Here is an 18,825-nt window from a genome sequence, read left to right as displayed (position 1 = left end):
GCCATCTGAGGGAGCGTTTCGGTCACGCGACGATGCGCACCTCGACGAGGCTCCAACGCGGGAGTTTCGGCGTCCCTGGGCGAAACACGCGCGACACATGTGGGTCGTAACCTCAACCCACCGATGGGCGACCGCATGGATGGCCGCCGAAATTTTCAGACTGGAGTGCCATGCTCGTGCCCTCAGCGAGACTCGAGGTCTCCGCGCGTCGCAGAGTCGCGGTCCTCGTATCCCTTCTGTTCGCCGCTGTCGCCCTGCTCGCGGTGCTGCTGCCCGCTCAGCCGGCCGCAGCGGCGGATGCCTGCTCGGCGGACGCCTCGACCGCGTGCGTTCAGGGAACGATCCGCCAGAGCGACGGTGCACCGGCCGTCGGGGTGGCGCTGACCATCTCGGGCCCGGGCGTCGGAGCCAGCCCCACCACCAAGACGGACAGCTCCGGCAAGTGGGTGTTCTCCGTCACCAAGGAGGGCACCTACACGGTGAAGCTCGACGCCACGACCCTCGCCGACGGTCAGTACGTCGACGGGTCGGACTCGCGCGGTGTGGCGGTCACGCTGCACTCGGACGTGTCGGCGATCTTCAAGCTCTCCAACAGCCCCGACGGTTCCGCAGCCGGAGCGAGTTCGTTCGACTGGCAGCGCTTCTGGCAGCAGTCGGCACAAGGCATCCGTCTCGGCCTGCTGCTGGCCCTCGCCTCGCTCGGTCTGTCGCTGATCTTCGGGACCACGGGCCTCAGCAACTTCGCGCACGGCGAGCTGGTCACGATCGGCGGCGTGCTCGCGTGGTTCCTGACAACCGTCACGGGCAACCTGTGGCTCGGCGGCGCCCTCGCCGTCGTGGCGATGGCGGCGCTGGGGTGGGTGCAGGATGCCGGTCTGTGGCGGCCTCTGCGACGGCGCAGACTCAGCCTGACGCAGATGATGATCGTCTCGATCGGTCTGTCGATCGCGCTGCAGTACGTGGTGCAGCTGTGGATCGGCGCCGGCACGGTGCGCATCGACAAGTCGAACCCCGCGACGGTGACGATCCTCGGGGTCACCCTGACGATCCAGTCCTATGTCGCGATGGGCATCGCGATCGTGGCGATCGCCGCCGTCGGCCTCGGCCTCATGTACACGAGGTTCGGCCGCGCGACGCGCGCCGTCTCGGACAACCCGTCACTGGCATCCGCCTCGGGCATCGACGTCGACAAGGTGATCCGCGGCGTGTGGATCCTCGCCTCGGGTCTCGCGGGTCTCGCCGGCGTGCTGCTCGGCCTCGTGCTCAACGGCGTCGGCTGGGAGACGGGCGGTCAGCTCCTGCTGCTGCTGTTCGCCGCCGTCACCCTCGGCGGGCTCGGCACCGCGTTCGGCGCCTTCGCCGGCGCGATGGTGATCGGCCTCATCGTCGAGCTCACCAACATCTGGCTGCCGGGCGACCTCAAGTACGCCACCGCACTGGCACTGCTCATCGTCATCCTGCTGTTCCGGCCGCAGGGCATCTTCGGCCGCGCCGAGCGAGTCGGCTAAGGGAGAGGGCCATGGACTTCTGGATCACGCTGCTGCAGCAGCTCACCGAAACGGCGATCGCACCCGTCACGGCGGCGTACGTCATCGCCGCGATCGGCCTCAACATCCACTTCGGCTTCACGGGCCTCATGAACATGGGCCAGGCGGGCTTCATGCTGCTGGGCGCGTACGGCTTCGCGATCACCGTCATCCACGGCGGCGGCTTCTGGCTGGGTGTACTCGTCGCCATCCTCGCCTGCGTCGTGTTCGCCTTCGTTCTCGGCATCCCGACCCTGCGACTGCGCGGCGACTACCTCGCGATCGTGACGATCTGTGCGGCAGAGATCGTCCGCATGGTCGGGCGCCTCGCCGCCCTCGTCGACGTGACGGGCGGTTCGACCGGCCTCGTCGGCCCGGAGTACCGCGGACCGTTCACGCAGCTGTCGTTCCTGCCGCCGGGCACGACGCAGATCCTGTGGTTCTCGTACCCCAACACCGACCCGGGCTCGGGCAACGACTGGTGGACCCGTCTGGTCGCCTGGGGAGCGGTCGGCATCGCGATCCTGTTCACGTGGCTGGCGATGCGCAGCCCCTGGGGCCGAGTGCTCAAGGGCATCCGCGAAGACGAGGACGCGGTCCGCAGCCTCGGCAAGAGCTCCTACTCCTACAAGATGCAGGCGCTCGTCATCGGCGGCGTGCTGGGCGGCATCGCCGGCATCCTGGTCGTGCTCCCGGCATCCGTGCAGCCCGATGGATTCGGACGCCCCCTCACCTTCAACCTGTGGACGATCATGCTGCTGGGCGGCGCTGCGACGATCTTCGGCCCGCTGCTGGGTGCGATCATCTTCTTCGTCGTGCGCATCGCCATCGTGCAGATCGCCGGCGAGTACATCCCCGACTCGATCCTCAACACGCAGCAGACGCAGTGGCTGTCGTGGGTGCTGATCGGTGTGGCGCTGATGCTGCTGGTGATCTTCCGGCCACAAGGCATCCTCGGCAATAAGAAGGAGTTGAGCTTCAATGCCTGACCAGACCGCAGAGCCCGTCATCCCGGTCGCGACCCCGCCGGGGGAGGTGACCAAGGCGATCCGCATGACCCTCGCCGCCGCCGAAGAGGTTCCAGGGTCGGAGAAGCCCGACCCGATCCTCGTCGTCGACAACATCGAGCGCCGCTTCGGCGGCATGACCGCGGTGAACGTCAAGCACCTCGAGGTGCAGCGCGGCGCGATCACCGCGCTCATCGGGCCGAACGGCGCCGGCAAGACGACGTTCTTCAACCTGATCACGGGGTTCGACAAGCCGTCGTCGGCCAAGAAGCTGTTCGGCGGGCCCTCCGCCGACGAGGCCGCGAAGTGGTCGTTCGACGGCAAGACCCTGGGCAGCACCGCCGCCTCGAAGGTCGCGCGCGCCGGCATGGTGCGCACGTTCCAGCTGACGAAGGCGCTCTCGCGCATGACGGTGCTCGACAACATGCTCATCGGCGCGAAGGGCAACCCGGGTGAGAATCTCGCCGCGGGCCTGATCAAGCCGCTGTGGGCCGCGGCCGAGAAGGCGAACATCGCGAAGGCCGAAGAGCTGCTGCAGCGCTTCAAGCTCGACGCGAAGCGCGACGACATGGCCGGCAGCCTCTCGGGCGGGCAGAAGAAGCTGCTCGAGATGGCGCGCGCCCTCATGAGCGACCCGAAGATGATCATGCTCGACGAGCCGATGGCGGGCGTCAACCCGGCACTCACGCAGAGCCTGCTCGAGCACATCCAAGCGCTCCGCAACGACGGCACGACCGTGCTGTTCGTCGAGCACGACATGCACATGGTGCGCCACATCTCCGACTGGGTCGTCGTCATGGCCCAGGGCGAGGTGGTCGCCGAGGGCGATCCCGAGCGGGTCATGAAGAACCCCGCCGTCATCGACGCCTACCTCGGCGCGTACCACGACACCGATCTCGGCGACGACTCCGCCGTCACGACCGGTCTGATCACCCAGATCGAGGCCAAGGTCGAGGCCGAAGCCGAGCAGGAGGACGAAGAACGATGAGCACGCCATCCCCCGCATCCGCGGATGCTCCCGTCGCGGCCACGCCCGTCGCGGCGACGCCCGTCGTCAAGGCCGATGATCTCGTCGCCGGATACCTGCCCGGCGTCAACATCCTGAACGGCTGCACCCTCGAGGCCTTCCCCGGCGAGCTCGTCGGGATCATCGGCCCGAACGGCGCCGGCAAGTCGACGCTGCTGAAGGCCCTCTTCGGCCTGGTGAACGTGCGCTCGGGCGCCGTCACGCTCGAGGGAGAGGACATCACCAACCAGAAGGCGAACCAGCTCGTGCAGGCGGGCATCGGCTTCGTCCCGCAGACGAACAACGTGTTCCCCTCACTGACGATCGAAGAGAACATGCAGATGGGCATGTTCCTGCGGCCGAAGGAGTTCCAGACCCGCGTCGCGGAGATCTGGGAGCTGTTCCCGGTGCTGGGCGAGCGCCGCAAGCAGCGCGCCGGGTCGCTGTCGGGCGGTGAGCGACAGTCCGTCGCGATGGCCCGGGCGCTCATGATGAAGCCGAAGGTGCTGCTGCTCGACGAGCCGAGCGCAGGCCTCTCGCCCGTCCGCCAGGACGAGACCTTCATCCGCACTCGCGAGATCAACAAGACGGGCGTGACGATCATCATGGTCGAGCAGAACGCGCGCCGTTGCCTGCAGATCTGCGACCGCGCCTACGTGCTCGACCAGGGACGCAACGCCTACGAGGGCCCCGGCCGCGAGCTCGCGAAGGATCCGAAGGTGATCCAGCTCTACCTCGGCACGCTCGCCGCCGACGTCGAGGCGTCGCACACGGACTGATCGCTCGCACCGCGCGAGGCAGGGGGATCCGCCGTGAGGCGGGGCCTCTTCCGTACGCCGTGGTTGGGGTGATGGGTGGGGCGGGCGCCCCGTGGCATCCGGCGCACGTGCGGGCGGATGCCGCGGCATCCGCTGTCTCGGCCCGCACGAACTCCGCAGAATCCGCTGTCTCGGCCGCGCGAACTCCGCAGAATCTCACGTACTCCGCACCCAATGCCCTAGACGTGTGCGGAGTTGGTGACAAGCTGCGGAGTACGTGAGCAGCGATCGCGGCATCCAGCGCGCACATCAACGTCGACGAGGGCGGCGCGCACCGCGATGCGCGCGAAGGGGCTCGAGCGCGCCCACGGGACTGCGCGCAAACAAGAGGGGCGGATGCCACGGCATCCACCGCCTCGGCCCGCACGAACTCCGCAGAATCTCACGTACTCCGCACCCGATGCCGCGGACGGATGCGGAGTACGCGACAGACTGCGGAGTACGTGCCATGCGGCGAGCACCAGCTGGCACGAATGCGCACCACAACCGCCCCGCCCGGTGGGTACGAAAGAAGGGGCGGATGCCGTGGCATCCGCCCCTTCGTTCGTACGCGATCGTCAGCCCACAGAACCCTGGATGGACTTCTGGAAGACGGGAGCGTTGTTCTGGTCGAACTTGTAGATGCCGATGTAGGCGCTCGACGGGTCGTTCTGGCTGTTGAACGGGCCGATGCCGGCCTTGCCGGTGTACGTGATGTCCTTGCCGCTCTTCAGCAGGGCGAGGCACGCGGCGTAGTCGGAGCACTTCTCACCGTTGCCGACACCCGACACCGCGGCGAGGTTCGCCTGGATGGTGGGGCCGTCGGTGCCCTTGCCCTTCTCGGCGGCGAGCGCGGACAGCACGATCGCGTCGTAGGACTCGGGGGCGTACGAGAAGTCCTTCAGGTCGGCGTTCGCGGTCTTCTTGTAGAAGTCGACGAGACGCTGCTTGAACTCGGGGTCGGGCTGGGCGCCGGGGATGGTGCCTTGGGCGCCGGTCATGGTGCCGGCTTCGAAGTCCTTGCCGTAGTCGGCGGTGTTGCCGTCGACGAGGTAGGTCTTGGACAGGTCGAAGCCCTGGGCCTTCAGCTCGGGGACGATCTGCTTGGTCTCGTCGAACGCGAGGATCACGATCGCGTCGGGCTTCGCGGCGAGCGCCGCGGAGACCTCGGACGAGAAGGTCTTCTGACCGGGAGCGAACTCCTGGCCCTTGCCCTTGCCGCCGTAGACGACCTCGCCGCCCGCCTTGGTGACGGTGTCTTCGACGACGTCGCGCAGGCCCGTGCCGTACGCGTCGTTGAAGACGATGAAGGCGACCTTCTGCACGCCGTCGCCGACGACGAGGTTGCCGAGCGCCGAGCCCTGCACGGTGTCCGGCGGAGCGGTGCGGAAGTAGTAGCTGGAGTAGCCGGAGAGCTTCGTGGCCGTGTTGGCCGGCGAGATCTGCACCTTGCACTTCGAGACGATCGTGTCGACGAAGTTCAGGCTGACGCTGGAGGACTCGGCGCCGAGCACGACCTGCGCGTCGGACGAGGCGATCTGCGCGGCCGACGAGGTCGAGACCGACAGGTCGGAGGACGCACCGGAGTCGGTGATCGGGCCGACCTTGACGGGCTGGTCGAGCACACCGCCGGCGGCGTTGATGTCTTCGACGGCGAGACCGTAGCCGGCCTCGGCGGGCGGGTTGAGGTAGGCCAGCGATCCGGTCTGCGGCAGGATCGTCGCGACCGTGAGCGGACCGGTCGCGGGCGTTCCGGGCTTGCAGGCCGCGGCCGGGTCGGCCGCGCTGGAACCCGTGGCCGTGGAGGTGGGGGCCGATGTGGAACCGCCCCCGCCCGAGCTCGAGCATCCTGCGAGAGCGAGCGACGCCGCGCCCGCGAGCGCAATCACGGCGACGAGCGCCTTGTTGCGGTGAACCATAGGTTCTTCCCTTTCTTCGATGACATCGCGCGGTGCACGGGCTCCGCGGTCTGGCTTGAACGCTAAACCTGCTGTGTCACCAGGATGTTTCGCGCGCGCATCGAAGAAAAGCACCGCGGCTCAATCGTTATGAACGGCGCGGATGCCGTGGCGGGGCCTGTGGGAATGGCTCAGACGAGGTCGACGACCTCCGATGCGCCGCGTGTGCGACGCGCCGCGACGAGCGAGTCGACCGTGAGGACGACGAGGGCGAGCCAGACGAGGCCGAACCCGATCCAGCGCTCGATCGGCATCGGCTCGTGCAGGATCCACGCGCCCGTGATGAACTGCAGGATCGGGGCGACGAACTGCAGCAGACCGATCACGGTGAGGGGGGCGCGGCGGGCGCCCGCGGCGAACAGCAGCAACGGCACGGCCGTGATGACGCCCGCGAGGGTCACGAGCACCGCGAGCCCCGCACCCTGGCTGCCGATCGCGAGGCCGGTCGTGCTCGCCACGACGACGAGCTGGATGAGGGCGATGGGTGTGAGCCAGAGGGATTCGAGCGTCAGTCCGCTGATGGCGTCGACGCGGGGACCGATCTGCTTCTTCACCAGCCCGTAGATGCCGAAGCTCGCCGCGAGGGTGAGGGCGATCCACGGAAACGAGCCGTAGGCGACGACGATGACCACGACTGCCGCCACCGCCACCCCGATCGCGGTCCATTGCGCGGGGCGCAGGCGCTCCTTCAGCACGATCACCCCGAGCAGCACCGTGACGATCGGGTTGATGAAGTAACCGAGACTGCCTTCGATGACGTGTCCGGTGAGGATGCCGATGAGGAACACCTGCCAGTTGACGTAGATCAGCAGGCCGGCGATGACCGTCCAGAACACCAGGCGGCGATCGCGCAGGATCGCGAAGAGCTTGCCCCACGTGCGCGTGACGGTGAGCAGGATGCCGCAGAACAGCAGCGAGAAGAGGATGCGCCAGACGACGATCTCCCACGGGCCGATCGGGGCGAGCGTCAAGAAGTAGAGGGGCATGAAGCCCCACAGGAAGTACGCGACGAACGCGTACACGCCGCCGAGGGTCTCCTCCTTGCGGGCGGCCTCGTCGGGTGTCATGGGACAAAGCCTAGAACGGTCCTGACATCCCGCGCTTCACGAGGACTGCCACACACCCACCGATCCCCGCCACTCCCCCTCGACTCATCCGAGGTGAGAAAGGGGAAAAGGAACGAGAAGAGCCGCGAGGTCACACCCGCGCGGCGAGAAAGGCGGCCTGCGCGCGCCACTGGTAGCCCTGGCCGCCCTCGTGCTCGTTGAAGGGGTAGACCTCGAGGTGCTTGTCGGCGCCGGCGTATCGGTTGTAGGCGGCGAAGACGGTCGACGGCGGGCAGATCGGGTCCATCAGCGCGACGGAGAAGAGCGCGGGGGCGGATGCCCGTGTCGCCATCGCCGCGCCGTCGAAGTACGACAGCGTGCGGAAGGTGCGCTCCTCGCTCCCCCGATGGATCGAGAGGTACCGCACCAGCTCTCCGTACGGCTCGGCGCCGGTCATCCCGACGGCGCGCTCGAAGTGGCACAGGAACGGCACGTCGGGCATGACGGCGACGAGGCCGTCGCACAGCGCCCCGGCGGCGAGGGTGATGCCGCCGCCCTGGCTGCCGCCGCACACCGCGACGCGCTCGGGGTCGACCCGGTCGAACGTGCGGACGGCGTCGACGGCGCGCACGGCATCCGTGAACACGCGGCGGTAGTAGTAGTCGTGCGGGTCTTCGATGCCGCGCGTCATGAAGCCCGACACCGACGGTCCGGTGCCGTGCGGGTCGGCGGTCTCGCCGCCCCCGCCCCAGTGCGAGCCCTGACCGCGGGTGTCCATCACGAGGTATCCGTAGCCGCTCGAGACGAAGGCGAGACGCTCCTCGGGAAAGCCCCGACCCCCGCCGTAACCGTTGAACTCGACGACGGTGGGCAACCGGCCCGACGTGCCCGCCGGGACCATGTACCAGGCCTTGATCGGGTCGCCGCCGAACCCGGGAAAGGTGACGTCGTACACCTCGACCGTGGTCAGCGGCGTCGAGGCCCGCTCGATGATCGGGGCGCCGCCGAGAGCGCGCGCCTCGGCGAGCGTCCGTCGCCAGAAATCGTCGAAATCGGCCGGTATCGCGATCTCCGGGCGGTAGTCGACGAGCTCGGACAGCGGGAGATCGAACCGGGGCATACTCCGATCGTAGAACTCCGCCGCGACCCGACGTGCACATCCTTCGGCCGCTCCGAGAGAGGGTCAGAGGAACGACGAAGGGTCCGGATGCCATGGCATCCGGACCCTTCGAGGTACGTGTGGGGGCGTCTCAGCGAACGACGACCGCGAGCACGTCGCGGGCCGAGAGCACGAGGTACTCGTCGGCGCCGAACTTGACCTCGGTGCCGCCGTACTTGCTGTAGATCACGCGGTCGCCGACGGCGACGTCGAGCGGCACGCGGTTGCCGTTGTCGTCGATGCGGCCGGGGCCGACCGCCACGACCTCGCCCTCCTGGGGCTTCTCCTTGGCGGTGTCGGGGATGACGAGACCGCTGGACGTGACCTGCTCGGCCTCGACCTGCTGAATGACGATGCGGTCCTCGAGCGGCTTGATGGAAACCGACACGGTTTACCTCTTTCTGGCGTGGGCGTTATGCCGTTGACATGAAAAGACTGATTAGCACCCACCGGGGTGGAGTGCTAATGGCAAGTCTAGAGCGCGGCTGGCACTCGTGCAACGCGAGTGCCAGCCGCGCGACACCGTCGATGGGCGCAGGCCACGCGCCCGTAGGCTGGCCGGATGGAACTCGCCGAGCTCACCGCGCTCCTGACCCCCGAAGGATTGCGACTCGTCGACGAGTTGGGCGCGATCGAGTCGACCGACGGCGTCGCCACGGCGGTGTCGCGACTGCGCGCGGCGGGCCTCGCCCCCGAGCTGGTCTCGGCGGCGGTCGGTCAGGCGCGGCTGCGCACCCGGGCGCGGCAGAAGTTCGGCGCGTTCGCCGACCGGATGCTCTTCACCCGCGCGGGGCTCGAACAGGCGACGCGCCTCGAGATCGGCGCGCGGCACGCCGGGCGCTTCCGCGATGCGGGCGTCGCACGCGTCGCCGACCTCGGCTGCGGCATCGGCGGCGACGCGCTCGCCCTCGCCGGAATCGGCCTCGACGTGCTCGCCGTCGACGCCGATGAGGTCACCGCCGCGCTGGCCGCCTACAACCTGGCACCCTTCGCCGACACCGCGCACGTGCAGCACGCCCGCGCCGAGGACGTCGACCTTGCGGGTGCGGATGCCGTGTGGCTCGATCCTGCCCGGCGCACCGCCGGCCATGCCGAGACGACCCGGGTGGGCGCGGGCGAGTGGTCGCCGCCCCTCGACTGGGTGTGGCAGTTGGCCGCCCGCATTCCGGCCGGCATCAAGCTGGGTCCGGCCTTCGATCGCGCGCTCATCCCCGACGACGCCGAGGCGCAGTGGATCAGCGTCGACGGCTCGACGATCGAACTGGTCGTGTGGACGGGGCGCCTGGCGCGGCCGGGCATCCGTCGTGCGGCGCTCGTCGTGCGCGCCGGCGCCGCGGCCGAGCTCACCGGCGCGGCCGACGCCGACGACGCCCCGGTGCGCGCACTCGGCGCGTACGTGCACGAGCCAGAGGGTGCCGTGATCCGCGCGCGCCTGATCGGCGAGGTCGCCCGCCGCATCGACGCGGGCATGCTCGACCCGCGGATCGCGTATCTGACCTCGGATGCCCCGGCCACCACGCCGGGCGGGGGCCCGAACCCGTTCGTGCAGAGCTTCCGCATCCGCGAGCACCTGCCGAACGACCTCAAGGCGCTCTCGCGCGCGCTGCGCGAGCGCGGCGTCGGCACCCTCGAGATCAAGAAGCGCGGCGTCGACGTCGATCCGGCGACGCTGCGCACGAAGCTGAAGCTGCGCGGCCCCGCATCGGCCACCCTGCTGTTGACCCGCATCGGCGACCGACGGGTGACGCTTCTCGCCGACCGCGTCTGACGAGAGACCCGACGCACCGCGCGGGAACGGGGGCGCTCAGCCGAACAGCGGCCCCTGCGTCGACGCCCACCACAGCCAGCCGGCGCTGTAGACGAGCGAGGCGACGCTGAGGCACAGCGCCCACACGGCCGTCTGCCGCGATTCCCACGGGCGGCGGAGCGCCACGATCGCGAGCACGACACCGACGAGCCCGAGCGGGAACCCCCACCCGACGAAGATGGCCACGATGAGGCCGACCACGCCGAACGCGAGCGCCCACGCCGCGCTCCACGGCAGGGCCACGACAGCGTCGGGGCCGGGCGCGGGCGTCCACCCCGGGTCGGTGTGCACCGACGCGGTCACCGGCACGGGTTCGGTCAGCTCGCGCCGGAAGCCGCCGCGATGCTCGCCGGGCAGAGCGACGGTCTGCGCCGTCGCGACATCCTCGGAGGGCGCCGCGATCCGCGGGGCATCGGCGGGGGTAGCGGAGGAGGCGGCGGGCGTGGCGGGCATCTCGGTGTCCGCCAGGGCGGGTACCGGCACGTCAGTCGGAGCGCCGGCCGGGTCAGCCTGCGGCGCCGCGCCGGGAACGCCCACCCTCATCCGCTCGTCCTCCGGACTCACCGCGCCTCCCCGGGGCCCGCGGGCGGCTGCTCGGCGATCTGGATCTGGGTGACGGGCAGGGTCGAGTCGGCGCCGAAGGCGAGGGTCGAGGGGCGCCGGCCGCTCATGATCAGCTGCGCCGCGAGCGCGGCGATCATCGCCCCGTTGTCGGTGCAGAGACTCAGCGGCGGGATCCGGACGGCGACGCCCGCAGCCTCGGCGCGGGCGAGTGCGACCTCGCGCAGACGCCGGTTGGCGATGACGCCGCCGCCGAGCAGCAGGCGCGGCACGTCGTGGCGGGCACAGGCATCCAGCGCCTTCGTCACCAGCACGTCGACGACCGCCTCGCGGAACGATGCGGCGACGTCGCCGATCGAGACGTCGCCGCCGGCGGCCTCGGCCTGTTCGACCCAGCGCGCGACGGCGGTCTTGAGCCCCGAGAACGAGAAGTCGTAGCGGTGCTCCGCCATGTCGGATGCCCGGGACAGCCCCCGCGGAAAGCGGATCGCGGTCGGGTCGCCGGTGGCGGCGGCACGGTCGATCTGGGGCCCGCCGGGGTAGGGCAGCCCGAGAATGCGGGCGATCTTGTCGAAGGCCTCGCCCGCAGCATCGTCCATCGTCTCGCCGAGCAGCTCGACGTCGGAGACGAGGTCGCGCACGAGCAGCAGTGAGGTGTGCCCGCCGCTGACGAGCAGGGCGACCGTCGGGTACTCGACCTCGTCGCCGGCGAGGAGATCGGCGGCGATGTGACCGACGAGGTGGTTGACGGCGTAGAGGGGCTTTCCGAGGCTGACGGCGAGCGCCTTGGCCGCGCCGACGCCGACCATGAGGGCGCCGGCGAGTCCGGGGCCGCTCGTGACGGCGATCGCGTCGAGTTCGTCGAGGGCCACGCCCGCCTCGGCGAGCGCGGCCTCGATCGTCGGCTGCAGCGCCTCGAGGTGCGCGCGGGCGGCGACTTCGGGCACGACGCCGCCGTAGCGGGCGTGCTCGTCCATCGAGCTGGCGATCGTGTTGCTGAGGAGCGTTCGCCCGCGGACGATCCCGATGCCCGTCTCGTCGCAGCTGGTCTCGATGCCGAGGACGAGGGGTTCGGCGGCGCTCATGAGCAGGCTCCTGCGTCGAGGGCGGTGCCGTCCGCGGCGCGGTGCGCGGCCCAGGCGACGAGGTCGAGGGTCATGATGACGGCGTCGACGTCGTCGGGCTGGTAGTACCGCGGGCGACGTCCGATCTCGACGAAGCCCTCCGAGGCGTAGAGCGCCGTGGCGACGGGGTTGTCGGCGCGCACCTCGAGGAACATCTCGCGCGCGCCGCGCTCGCGGGCGACCTCGAGCAGCGCCCGCAGCAGGGTGCGCCCCCGCCCGCGCCCACGCGCGGCCTCGGCGAGCGCGATGGTCTGGATGTCGGCGTCGGCGCTGCCCTGCACGGCGCGCACGCCGCCGTAGCCGATCACGCGGCCCGCCTCGACGTCGACGAGGTACCGCCCGTGCGGCGAGGCGAGCTCGCTCTGCATCATGGGCTCGCTCCAGGCATCCGTCGGAAAGGACGTGCGCTCGAGGTCCATGATCGCGGTGAGGTCGCCGGCGGTCGCGGTGCGCAGCGTCATGCGCTCACCCGCTTCGACGCGGCGGGCAGGGTGACGTCGGGGGCGCGCAGGTAGAGGGGCTCGTCGCCGGTGAGCGCGCGGCCCGCGGCGATCGCGCGCGCGGCGAGGGCGGCGACCATCGCCGCGGGGATCGCGGTGACGTCGCGCCGCTCGGCGCCGAGGCCCGCGAGCACGGCGTCGACGTCGTCGCGCGGGGCGAGGGCGGGGCCGGCGACGCGCACGGGGATGCCGTCGTCGTCGAGCCCGTCGTAGACCGAGTAGGCGTACTCGCGCCGGCGTGCGTCGGTGACGACCGCGAATCGCGACGCGTCGTCGAAGGGGTCGGCGAGGGCGGCGTGCATCAGCAGGGCGAGGGCGGCCGCGTCGTGGCTCGGCACGGCGACCACGGGAACACTCCGGCCGAGGGCGAAGGCGCGTGCCGCGGCGATGCCGACGCGCAGTCCCGTGAAGGGCCCGGGTCCCATGCCCGCCGCGACGTGCGTCACCTCGACCGGCGTGGCGGCCGTCGTCGCCCCGACCGGGCCGTGTGCGGCGCCGGCGAGCACGTTCTGCAGCAGCGTGCCGATGACTTCGGCGTGCGCGAGCGGGTTCTCGCTGGATGCCTCGGCGCGCACGACCCCGTCGTCTTCGACGACGGCGACGGCCGTGCCGAGCGAGGTGTCGATGCCAACAATCACGCTCCCCAGCGTATCTCCCCCGTTTCTGCCGTCCCCCGCGTCAGCGCGGAGCGGAAAAGAAGCGGGTCAGGAGCGGGAGCGCCGGGTGATCGTGACCAGGCGCGGCGCGGCATCCTCCATGTCGGCGACATGGTGCCCCGCCGTGCCGCAGGCGTTGTCGACGCCGGTGCCCGACCAGCCCCGGTCGATCTCGACCTCCCACCAGTGGTCGGCGACGGCGGCGGCGAACGGGGCGGCCCACTCGGCGATCACGACGGAATGCGCGAAATCGATGTCGAGGTCGTCGAGCTCGCCGTCGGTGCCGAGCCGGTAGGCGTCGACGTGGACGAGGGCCGGTCCGTCGCCCAGCGACGGATGCGTGCGAGCGATCACGAAGGTCGGGCTCTGCACGCGCCCGCGGACGCCGAGCGCCTCGGCGATCCCGCGGGTCAGCGTCGTCTTGCCTGCGCCGAGGGGCCCGGTCAGCACGACCAGATCGCCGGCGCCGAGCGCCGCTCCCAGGTCGCGGCCGAGCGCCTCCATGTCGCCGGCCGATGCCACCTCGCGTTCGCCGACGAAGGCATCGAGTCCCGTCATCGTGCGCCTCCTTCTCTGCCGCAGAAGAGAACGGATGCCGCGGCGCGCGCATTCCGGCGCACGGCCGGCCCGTCGAAGCCGGGCCCGTCGAGGGCGCAGCCGTCCAGCGCAGCGCTCCGACGCGCACCGCCGCGAGCGCCGGCGGCGCGCGGTGTCACCGCTCGACCTCGCGCCGCGGGACGCGCGGACCGATGCGGGTGACGACCTCGTAGTTGACGGTGTCGGCGGCATCCGCCCACACCTCGACCGCGGGGTCGCCGAGAGTCGGATCGCCGAACAGCACGGCGGCGTCGCCGACCGCGACCTCGTGGTCGCCGACGTCGACGACGAACTGGTCCATGGCGATGCGCCCGGCGACCGGGAAGGTCTCGCCGGCGATGCGCACCGCCGCCCCCGACGAGGCGGCGCGCGGCACGCCGTCGGCGTAGCCGAGGGGCACGAGGGCGAGGGTCGTCTCGGTCTCGGCGCGGTGCAGGTACCCGTACGAGACGCCCTGGCCGGCCGGAACGCGGCGCACGGCGGCCACGGCACCGCGCAGGGTCATCGCGGGGTGCAGGCCCAGGTCGGCCGACGTCCGGTCGGCGAACGGCGACAGCCCGTAGATGGCGAGACCGAGGCGCACGCACCCGAACCGGGCCTCGGGCAGGTCGATCGCCGCGTGCGAGGCGGCGATGTGCCGCAATTCGGGTTCGAGTCCGACCGACGCGGCGAGCGCGAGCGCCTCGCGGAACCGCGCCACGGCGGCCCGGTCGTCGTCGACGGTCGTGTTGGAGAGGTGGCTGAAGATGCCGATGACGCGCAGCCGCCCGATCCGCTCGAGCCGTGCCGCCTCGGCGAACACCGCCGGCAGCTCGGCAGGCGCGATGCCGTTGCGGCCGAGGCCGGTCTCGGCTTTCAGGTGCACGCCGACGGGCACGTCGGGCGATGCCGCGTCGGCCGCGGCCTGCAGCTGCGCCATGCTCGAGATGCCCAGTTCGATCCGCTGCGCGGCGGCCTCGACGAACGAGGCACCGGGGGCGTGCAGCCAGGCGAAGATCGGGGCGTCGATGCCCGCGGCGCGCAGGGCGAGGGCCTCGGTGATGTCCGAGACGCCGATCCGACTCGCACCTCCCGCGAGGGCCGCGACCGCCGACCGCACGGCGCCGTGTCCGTACCCGTCGGCCTTGACGACGGCGATGACCTGCGAGTCGGTGAGGCGCCGCAGGTGCCGCACGTTCTCGGTGATGGCGGTGGTGTCGATCAGTGCTTCGCGCAGCACTCCGGCGGGCAGACGGCTCATGCGGATGCCTCCGCCACGACGTAGGCCGTCGCGAGTCCCGCGTCGTGGCTGAGGGAGAGGTGCAGGGCGGTGATGCCCCGGGCATCCACCGTCGCCGACGTCTCGCCGCAGAGCGAGAAGACGGGGCGCCCGCTCGGCTCGGAGGCGATCTCGATCTCGGTCCAGTGCACGCCGTCCGAGCCGCCGAGAGCCTTGATCAGGGCCTCTTTCGCGGCGTAGCGCGCGGCGAGCGAGTGCGGCTTGAGCGCGCGCTCCGCCGGGGCGAACAGCCGCTCGGCGAGCCGGGGCGTGCGCTCCAGGGAACGCTCGAATCGTGGGATGTCGACCAGGTCGACGCCGATACCGACGATCATCCCCCCAGCCTATCCCCGCGTTTCCGCTCCCCCGGGCCCGGCCCCGCGGTTACTCGACGGTGACGGACTTGGCGAGGTTGCGCGGCTGGTCGACGTCGAGGCCCTTGGCGTTGGCGAGGCCCATCGCGAAGATGTGCAGCGGCACCACGGCCAGCAGCGGCTCGAAGAAGGGGCCGGCGAGCGGGATGCGCAGCACCTCGTCGGCGAAGGGCAGCACGGCGGCATCCCCCTCTTCGGCGACCACGATCACGCGGGCACCGCGGGCGCGGATCTCCTGGATGTTCGAGACGACCTTCTTGTGCAGCTCGGCCGATTCGCGCGGCGACGGCACGATGACGAACACGGGCTGGCCGGGCTCGATGAGCGCGATGGGGCCGTGCTTGAGCTCGCCGGCGGCGAAGCCCTCGGCGTGGATGTAGCTGATCTCCTTGAGCTTCAGCGCGCCCTCGAGAGCGACCGGGTAGCCGACGTGACGCCCCAGGAACAGCACCGACTGCGTGTCGGCCATCCAGTGCGAGAACTGCTCGATGTGGGCCTGCTCCTCGTCGAGCACGCGCTGGATCTTCGCGGGGATCGCTTCGAGCTCGCGCACGTGGTCGGCCGACTCGGCGGCCGAGAGCACGCCGCGCACGCGGCCGACGTGCAGGGCCAGCAGGTACAGCGCGGTGATCTGCGCGACGAACGCCTTGGTGGATGCCACGGCGACCTCGGGCCCCGCGTGGGTGTAGATCACGGCATCCGACTCGCGCGGAATGGTGGCGCCCTGCGTGTTGCAGATCGAGAGCGTCTTGGCGCCCTTCTCGTGGGCGTACTTGACGGCCATGAGGGTGTCCATGGTCTCGCCGGACTGGCTGATCGAGACGACGAGCGTGTCATCGCCGATGACCGGGTCGCGGTAGCGGAACTCGTGGGCGAGCTCGACGCTGACGGGAATGCGGGTCCACTGCTCGATGGCGTAGGCGCCGGTCTGACCGGCGTAGGCGGCGGTGCCGCACGCGATGACGATGATGTGGCGGATGCCGACGAACAGCTCGTCGAGTCCGTCGAGCTCGGGAATGACGACCTCTCCGCCCTCGGCGCCGGGGTGCACGCGTCCGCGGATCGTGTTGGCGACCGCCTCGGGCTCTTCCGAGACCTCCTTGGCCATGAACGAGGGCCAGCCGCCCTTCTCGGCGGCGGAGGCATCCCACACGACCTCGAACGGGGAGGCTTCGACGGGCACGCCGTCGAAGTCGGTGACCTCGACGCCGGCGGGGGTGATCGCGACGATCTGGTCCTGGCCGATCGCGAGGGCGTGGCGGGTGTGCTCGACGAAGGCGGCGACGTCGGAGGCGAGGAAGTTCTCGCCCTCGCCGAGGCCGATGACCAGGGGCGAGTTGCGGCGGGCGCCGACGACGAGGCCGGGCTCGTCCTGGTGCATCGCGAGGAGCGTGAACGCGCCCTCGAGTCGCGAGACCACGGCGCGGAACGCGGTGACGAGGTCGCCGGATGCCCGGTACTCGTGCCCGAGCAGCACGGCGGCGACCTCGGTGTCGGTCTCGGAGCGGAAGGTGTAGCCGAGGCTCACCAGGTCGGCCTTCAGCTCGGCGAAGTTCTCGATGATGCCGTTGTGGATGACGGCGAGTTTGTCGTCGTCGGCGAGGTGCGGGTGCGCGTTGGCATCCGTCGGTCCGCCGTGCGTCGCCCAGCGCGTGTGCCCGATGCCGGTGGTGCCGTCGGGCATGGGGTGTGCGGCGAGGTCGTCGCGCAGCACCTGCAGCTTGCCGGCGCGCTTGCGCATCTCGAGGGCGCCGTCACGGTCGACGACGGCGATGCCGGCGGAGTCGTACCCGCGGTACTCGAGACGGGCCAGGCCCGAGATCAGAATGGCCTGGCTGTCGCGCGGGCCCACGTATCCGACGATTCCACACATAGTCCCCAGGGTAGTCTCGGGGGTTTGTGCGGATGCCTGACAAACCTGGAGAAAATGCCGCACCGGCCAGTGGGGCGGGCGGCGGGTCGGGCGGCGGGCACCGCTGACAGCGGCGTCAGAGCTTGCGCAGCAGCACGCTCTCGACGGTGTGGTCGGCGGCCTTGTTCAGCACGAGGGTCGCCCGGTGCCGTGTCGGGGCGACGTTCTCGCGCAGGTTCGGCAGGTTGATGTCGTTCCAGTACCCCATCGCGGTGTCGACCGCTTCGGCGTCCGACAGCTCGGCGAACACTCTGAAGAACGAGCTCGGGTTCGAGAACGCGCCTTGGCGGAGCGCGAGAAAGCGGTCGACGTACCACTGGGCGATGTCGGCCTCGTCGGCATCCACGTAGATCGAGAAGTCGAACAGGTCGCTGACCGCGACGTCGTTGGGCGTCGGGGGTGGTGAGAGCACGTTCAACCCCTCGACGATGACGACGTCGGGGCGGCGCACGGTGACGAGGGCGTCGGGGATGATGTCGTACCGCATGTGCGAGTAGAACGGGGCGCGCGCTTCGGGGGCACCGGATTTCACGTCGGTGAGAAAGCGCACCAGGGCGCGCCGATCGTACGACTCGGGAAACCCCTTGCGGTGCATGATGCCGCGGCGCTCGAGCTCGTCGTTGGAGTACAGGAACCCGTCGGTGGTGACCAGCTCGACACGGGGCGTGCCGGGCCACCGGCTCATGAGCTCGCGCAGCAGGCGCGCGATGGTCGACTTTCCGACGGCGACCGAGCCGGCGACGCCGACGACGAAGGGAGTCGTCGTGTCGGGCTCGCGCAGGAACGCGGAGGTCTCGGCGCCGAGTCGCTTCGTGTTCTCGGCGTACGTCGACAGCAGCCGGCTCAGCGGCAGGTACACCTCGCGCACCTCGGTGAGGTCGAGGCGGTCGCCGATGCCGCGCAGCTGCACGACCTCGGTCTCGGTGAGAGGGGCCGGGATGCCGGGGGCGAGGGCCGCCCACTCGGCTCGGTCGACCTCGCGGTACAGCGAGGCGACGTCGGTCGTCGCGTCTTCGGTGGACATCGCGCCCACTCTAGCCGCCAGCCTCGCGCTGCGGCGCGCTGCTGCGCCGCGCCGCGTCTCGCCGCGCCGCGTCTCGCCACGCCGCCTCGCCGCGCCGCGCCACGCGCGAGACAGGACGATCACGCCGAGACAGGGCGCCAGGCATCCTGCCTCACCACGAATACCCTGTCTCGCCGCGGATGCCCTGTCTCGCCCCGGATACCCTGCCACGCCAGCACGGCCGCCAGCGCCAGCCCCGCGCCGCGCCGCGCCGCGTCGCCGCCGCTTGCCACGCGTGAGACAGGACGATCACGCCGAAACAAGACGATCACGCCGAGACAGGATGCCAGGCATCCTGTCTCGCCACGGATCCCCTGTCTCGCCCCGGATCCCCTGCCACGCCAGCACGGCCGCCAGCGCCAGCCCCGCGCCGCGCCCGCCGCTCGCCACGCGACGCGGCGCATGAGACAAGACGATCACGCCGAAACAGGGCGCCAGGCATCCTGTCTCACCACAGACGCCCTGTCTCGCCCC

At 70.7% G+C, this 18,825-nt stretch carries 18 protein-coding genes; 5 read left to right on the top strand and 13 right to left on the bottom strand.

What is annotated here, in order from left to right:
• Positions 1–170 precede the first annotated feature (170 nt).
• From JOE64_RS02920 to JOE64_RS02905, 4 genes are read left to right on the top strand one after another with little or no spacing between them, the layout of a single operon-like run.
• Positions 171–1,508: a branched-chain amino acid ABC transporter permease gene (locus JOE64_RS02920; protein ID WP_204962873.1), complete on the top strand. Its 1,338-nt coding sequence runs from the start codon at positions 171–173 to the stop codon at positions 1,506–1,508.
• An 11-nt stretch (positions 1,509–1,519) separates the two neighbouring features.
• The gene (locus JOE64_RS02915) at positions 1,520–2,515 is read left to right on the top strand and encodes a branched-chain amino acid ABC transporter permease (protein WP_204962872.1); all 996 of its coding nucleotides are present in this window, start codon (positions 1,520–1,522) and stop codon (positions 2,513–2,515) included.
• Positions 2,508–3,521, top strand: a complete 1,014-nt coding sequence (locus JOE64_RS02910) for an ABC transporter ATP-binding protein (RefSeq protein ID WP_204962871.1) — start codon at positions 2,508–2,510, stop codon at positions 3,519–3,521. The genes JOE64_RS02915 and JOE64_RS02910 overlap by 8 nt, the downstream gene beginning before the upstream one ends.
• Complete coding sequence (locus tag JOE64_RS02905; protein WP_204962870.1) at positions 3,518–4,318, top strand: ABC transporter ATP-binding protein; 801 nt, start codon at positions 3,518–3,520, stop codon at positions 4,316–4,318. The genes JOE64_RS02910 and JOE64_RS02905 overlap by 4 nt, the downstream gene beginning before the upstream one ends.
• Before the next feature lie 596 nt (positions 4,319–4,914).
• Here the strand turns inward: JOE64_RS02905 and JOE64_RS02900 are convergent.
• The 4 genes from JOE64_RS02900 to groES all read right to left on the bottom strand — a co-directional run bounded on the left by JOE64_RS02900 (position 4,915) and on the right by groES (position 8,887).
• A complete protein-coding gene (locus JOE64_RS02900; RefSeq protein ID WP_204962869.1) occupies positions 4,915–6,255 on the bottom strand; it encodes an ABC transporter substrate-binding protein in 1,341 nt (446 codons plus the stop codon).
• A gap of 170 nt (positions 6,256–6,425) precedes the next feature.
• On the bottom strand, positions 6,426–7,361 hold the full coding sequence (rarD, locus tag JOE64_RS02895; protein WP_204962868.1) for an EamA family transporter RarD: 936 nt from the start codon (positions 7,359–7,361) through the stop codon (positions 6,426–6,428).
• 130 nt (positions 7,362–7,491) lie between these two features.
• Complete coding sequence (locus tag JOE64_RS02890) at positions 7,492–8,460, bottom strand: acetylxylan esterase (RefSeq protein WP_204962867.1); 969 nt, start codon at positions 8,458–8,460, stop codon at positions 7,492–7,494.
• A 130-nt stretch (positions 8,461–8,590) separates the two neighbouring features.
• The gene (gene groES, locus JOE64_RS02885) at positions 8,591–8,887 is read right to left on the bottom strand and encodes a co-chaperone GroES (RefSeq protein ID WP_204962866.1); all 297 of its coding nucleotides are present in this window, start codon (positions 8,885–8,887) and stop codon (positions 8,591–8,593) included.
• A 174-nt stretch (positions 8,888–9,061) separates the two neighbouring features.
• On the opposite strand from groES, the gene JOE64_RS02880 reads away from it, so the two are divergent.
• Positions 9,062–10,267, top strand: a complete 1,206-nt coding sequence (locus JOE64_RS02880) for a class I SAM-dependent methyltransferase (protein WP_204962865.1) — start codon at positions 9,062–9,064, stop codon at positions 10,265–10,267.
• Positions 10,268–10,303: 36 nt separating this feature from the next.
• Here JOE64_RS02880 and JOE64_RS02875 read toward each other — a convergent pair whose 3' ends face one another.
• From JOE64_RS02875 to coaA, 9 genes are all read right to left on the bottom strand, one after another.
• Complete coding sequence (locus JOE64_RS02875) at positions 10,304–10,849, bottom strand: hypothetical protein (protein ID WP_239531683.1); 546 nt, start codon at positions 10,847–10,849, stop codon at positions 10,304–10,306.
• Positions 10,850–10,866: 17 nt separating this feature from the next.
• Positions 10,867–11,952, bottom strand: a complete 1,086-nt coding sequence (gene tsaD / locus JOE64_RS02870; RefSeq protein WP_204962864.1) for a tRNA (adenosine(37)-N6)-threonylcarbamoyltransferase complex transferase subunit TsaD — start codon at positions 11,950–11,952, stop codon at positions 10,867–10,869.
• Entirely contained in the window at positions 11,949–12,452 is a 504-nt protein-coding gene (gene rimI / locus JOE64_RS02865) for a ribosomal protein S18-alanine N-acetyltransferase (protein ID WP_204962863.1), read from the bottom strand. Before rimI ends, tsaD begins: the two co-directional genes overlap by 4 nt.
• The gene (tsaB, locus tag JOE64_RS02860; RefSeq protein WP_204962862.1) at positions 12,449–13,129 is read right to left on the bottom strand and encodes a tRNA (adenosine(37)-N6)-threonylcarbamoyltransferase complex dimerization subunit type 1 TsaB; all 681 of its coding nucleotides are present in this window, start codon (positions 13,127–13,129) and stop codon (positions 12,449–12,451) included. The genes rimI and tsaB overlap by 4 nt, the downstream gene beginning before the upstream one ends.
• Positions 13,130–13,195: 66 nt before the next feature.
• Positions 13,196–13,705 carry a tRNA (adenosine(37)-N6)-threonylcarbamoyltransferase complex ATPase subunit type 1 TsaE gene (tsaE, locus tag JOE64_RS02855; RefSeq protein ID WP_204962861.1) on the bottom strand — a complete coding sequence of 170 codons (510 nt, stop codon included), beginning with the start codon at positions 13,703–13,705 and terminating at the stop codon, positions 13,196–13,198.
• 154 nt (positions 13,706–13,859) lie between these two features.
• Positions 13,860–14,984: an alanine racemase gene (gene alr / locus JOE64_RS02850; protein ID WP_204962860.1), complete on the bottom strand. Its 1,125-nt coding sequence runs from the start codon at positions 14,982–14,984 to the stop codon at positions 13,860–13,862.
• Entirely contained in the window at positions 14,981–15,337 is a 357-nt protein-coding gene (locus JOE64_RS02845) for a holo-ACP synthase (protein ID WP_204962859.1), read from the bottom strand. The genes alr and JOE64_RS02845 overlap by 4 nt, the downstream gene beginning before the upstream one ends.
• 49 nt (positions 15,338–15,386) lie before the next feature.
• Positions 15,387–17,249 carry a glutamine--fructose-6-phosphate transaminase (isomerizing) gene (glmS, locus tag JOE64_RS02840; RefSeq protein ID WP_204962858.1) on the bottom strand — a complete coding sequence of 621 codons (1,863 nt, stop codon included), beginning with the start codon at positions 17,247–17,249 and terminating at the stop codon, positions 15,387–15,389.
• A gap of 115 nt (positions 17,250–17,364) precedes the next feature.
• A complete protein-coding gene (coaA, locus tag JOE64_RS02835) occupies positions 17,365–18,312 on the bottom strand; it encodes a type I pantothenate kinase (protein WP_204962857.1) in 948 nt (315 codons plus the stop codon).
• Positions 18,313–18,825 lie beyond the last annotated feature (513 nt).

This window comes from Microbacterium dextranolyticum, from assembly GCF_016907295.1.
Lineage (GTDB): Bacteria > Actinomycetota > Actinomycetes > Actinomycetales > Microbacteriaceae > Microbacterium > Microbacterium dextranolyticum.
The sequence above is the reverse complement of the archived record's forward strand: the minus strand, read 5'-3'. Positions and strand labels throughout refer to the sequence as shown.

Coding starts and splice junctions, on each gene's coding strand:
- JOE64_RS02920 (WP_204962873.1), top strand. CDS start 171: ATGCTCGTGCCCTCAGCGAGACTCGAGGTCTCCGCGCGTCGCAGAGTC.
- JOE64_RS02915 (WP_204962872.1), top strand. CDS start 1,520: ATGGACTTCTGGATCACGCTGCTGCAGCAGCTCACCGAAACGGCGATC.
- JOE64_RS02910 (WP_204962871.1), top strand. CDS start 2,508: ATGCCTGACCAGACCGCAGAGCCCGTCATCCCGGTCGCGACCCCGCCG.
- JOE64_RS02905 (WP_204962870.1), top strand. CDS start 3,518: ATGAGCACGCCATCCCCCGCATCCGCGGATGCTCCCGTCGCGGCCACG.
- JOE64_RS02900 (WP_204962869.1), bottom strand. CDS start 6,255: ATGGTTCACCGCAACAAGGCGCTCGTCGCCGTGATTGCGCTCGCGGGC.
- rarD (WP_204962868.1), bottom strand. CDS start 7,361: ATGACACCCGACGAGGCCGCCCGCAAGGAGGAGACCCTCGGCGGCGTG.
- JOE64_RS02890 (WP_204962867.1), bottom strand. CDS start 8,460: ATGCCCCGGTTCGATCTCCCGCTGTCCGAGCTCGTCGACTACCGCCCG.
- JOE64_RS02880 (WP_204962865.1), top strand. CDS start 9,062: ATGGAACTCGCCGAGCTCACCGCGCTCCTGACCCCCGAAGGATTGCGA.
- JOE64_RS02875 (WP_239531683.1), bottom strand. CDS start 10,849: ATGAGGGTGGGCGTTCCCGGCGCGGCGCCGCAGGCTGACCCGGCCGGC.
- tsaD (WP_204962864.1), bottom strand. CDS start 11,952: ATGAGCGCCGCCGAACCCCTCGTCCTCGGCATCGAGACCAGCTGCGAC.
- rimI (WP_204962863.1), bottom strand. CDS start 12,452: ATGACGCTGCGCACCGCGACCGCCGGCGACCTCACCGCGATCATGGAC.
- tsaE (WP_204962861.1), bottom strand. CDS start 13,705: ATGACGGGACTCGATGCCTTCGTCGGCGAACGCGAGGTGGCATCGGCC.
- alr (WP_204962860.1), bottom strand. CDS start 14,984: ATGAGCCGTCTGCCCGCCGGAGTGCTGCGCGAAGCACTGATCGACACC.
- JOE64_RS02845 (WP_204962859.1), bottom strand. CDS start 15,337: ATGATCGTCGGTATCGGCGTCGACCTGGTCGACATCCCACGATTCGAG.
- glmS (WP_204962858.1), bottom strand. CDS start 17,249: ATGTGTGGAATCGTCGGATACGTGGGCCCGCGCGACAGCCAGGCCATT.
- coaA (WP_204962857.1), bottom strand. CDS start 18,312: ATGTCCACCGAAGACGCGACGACCGACGTCGCCTCGCTGTACCGCGAG.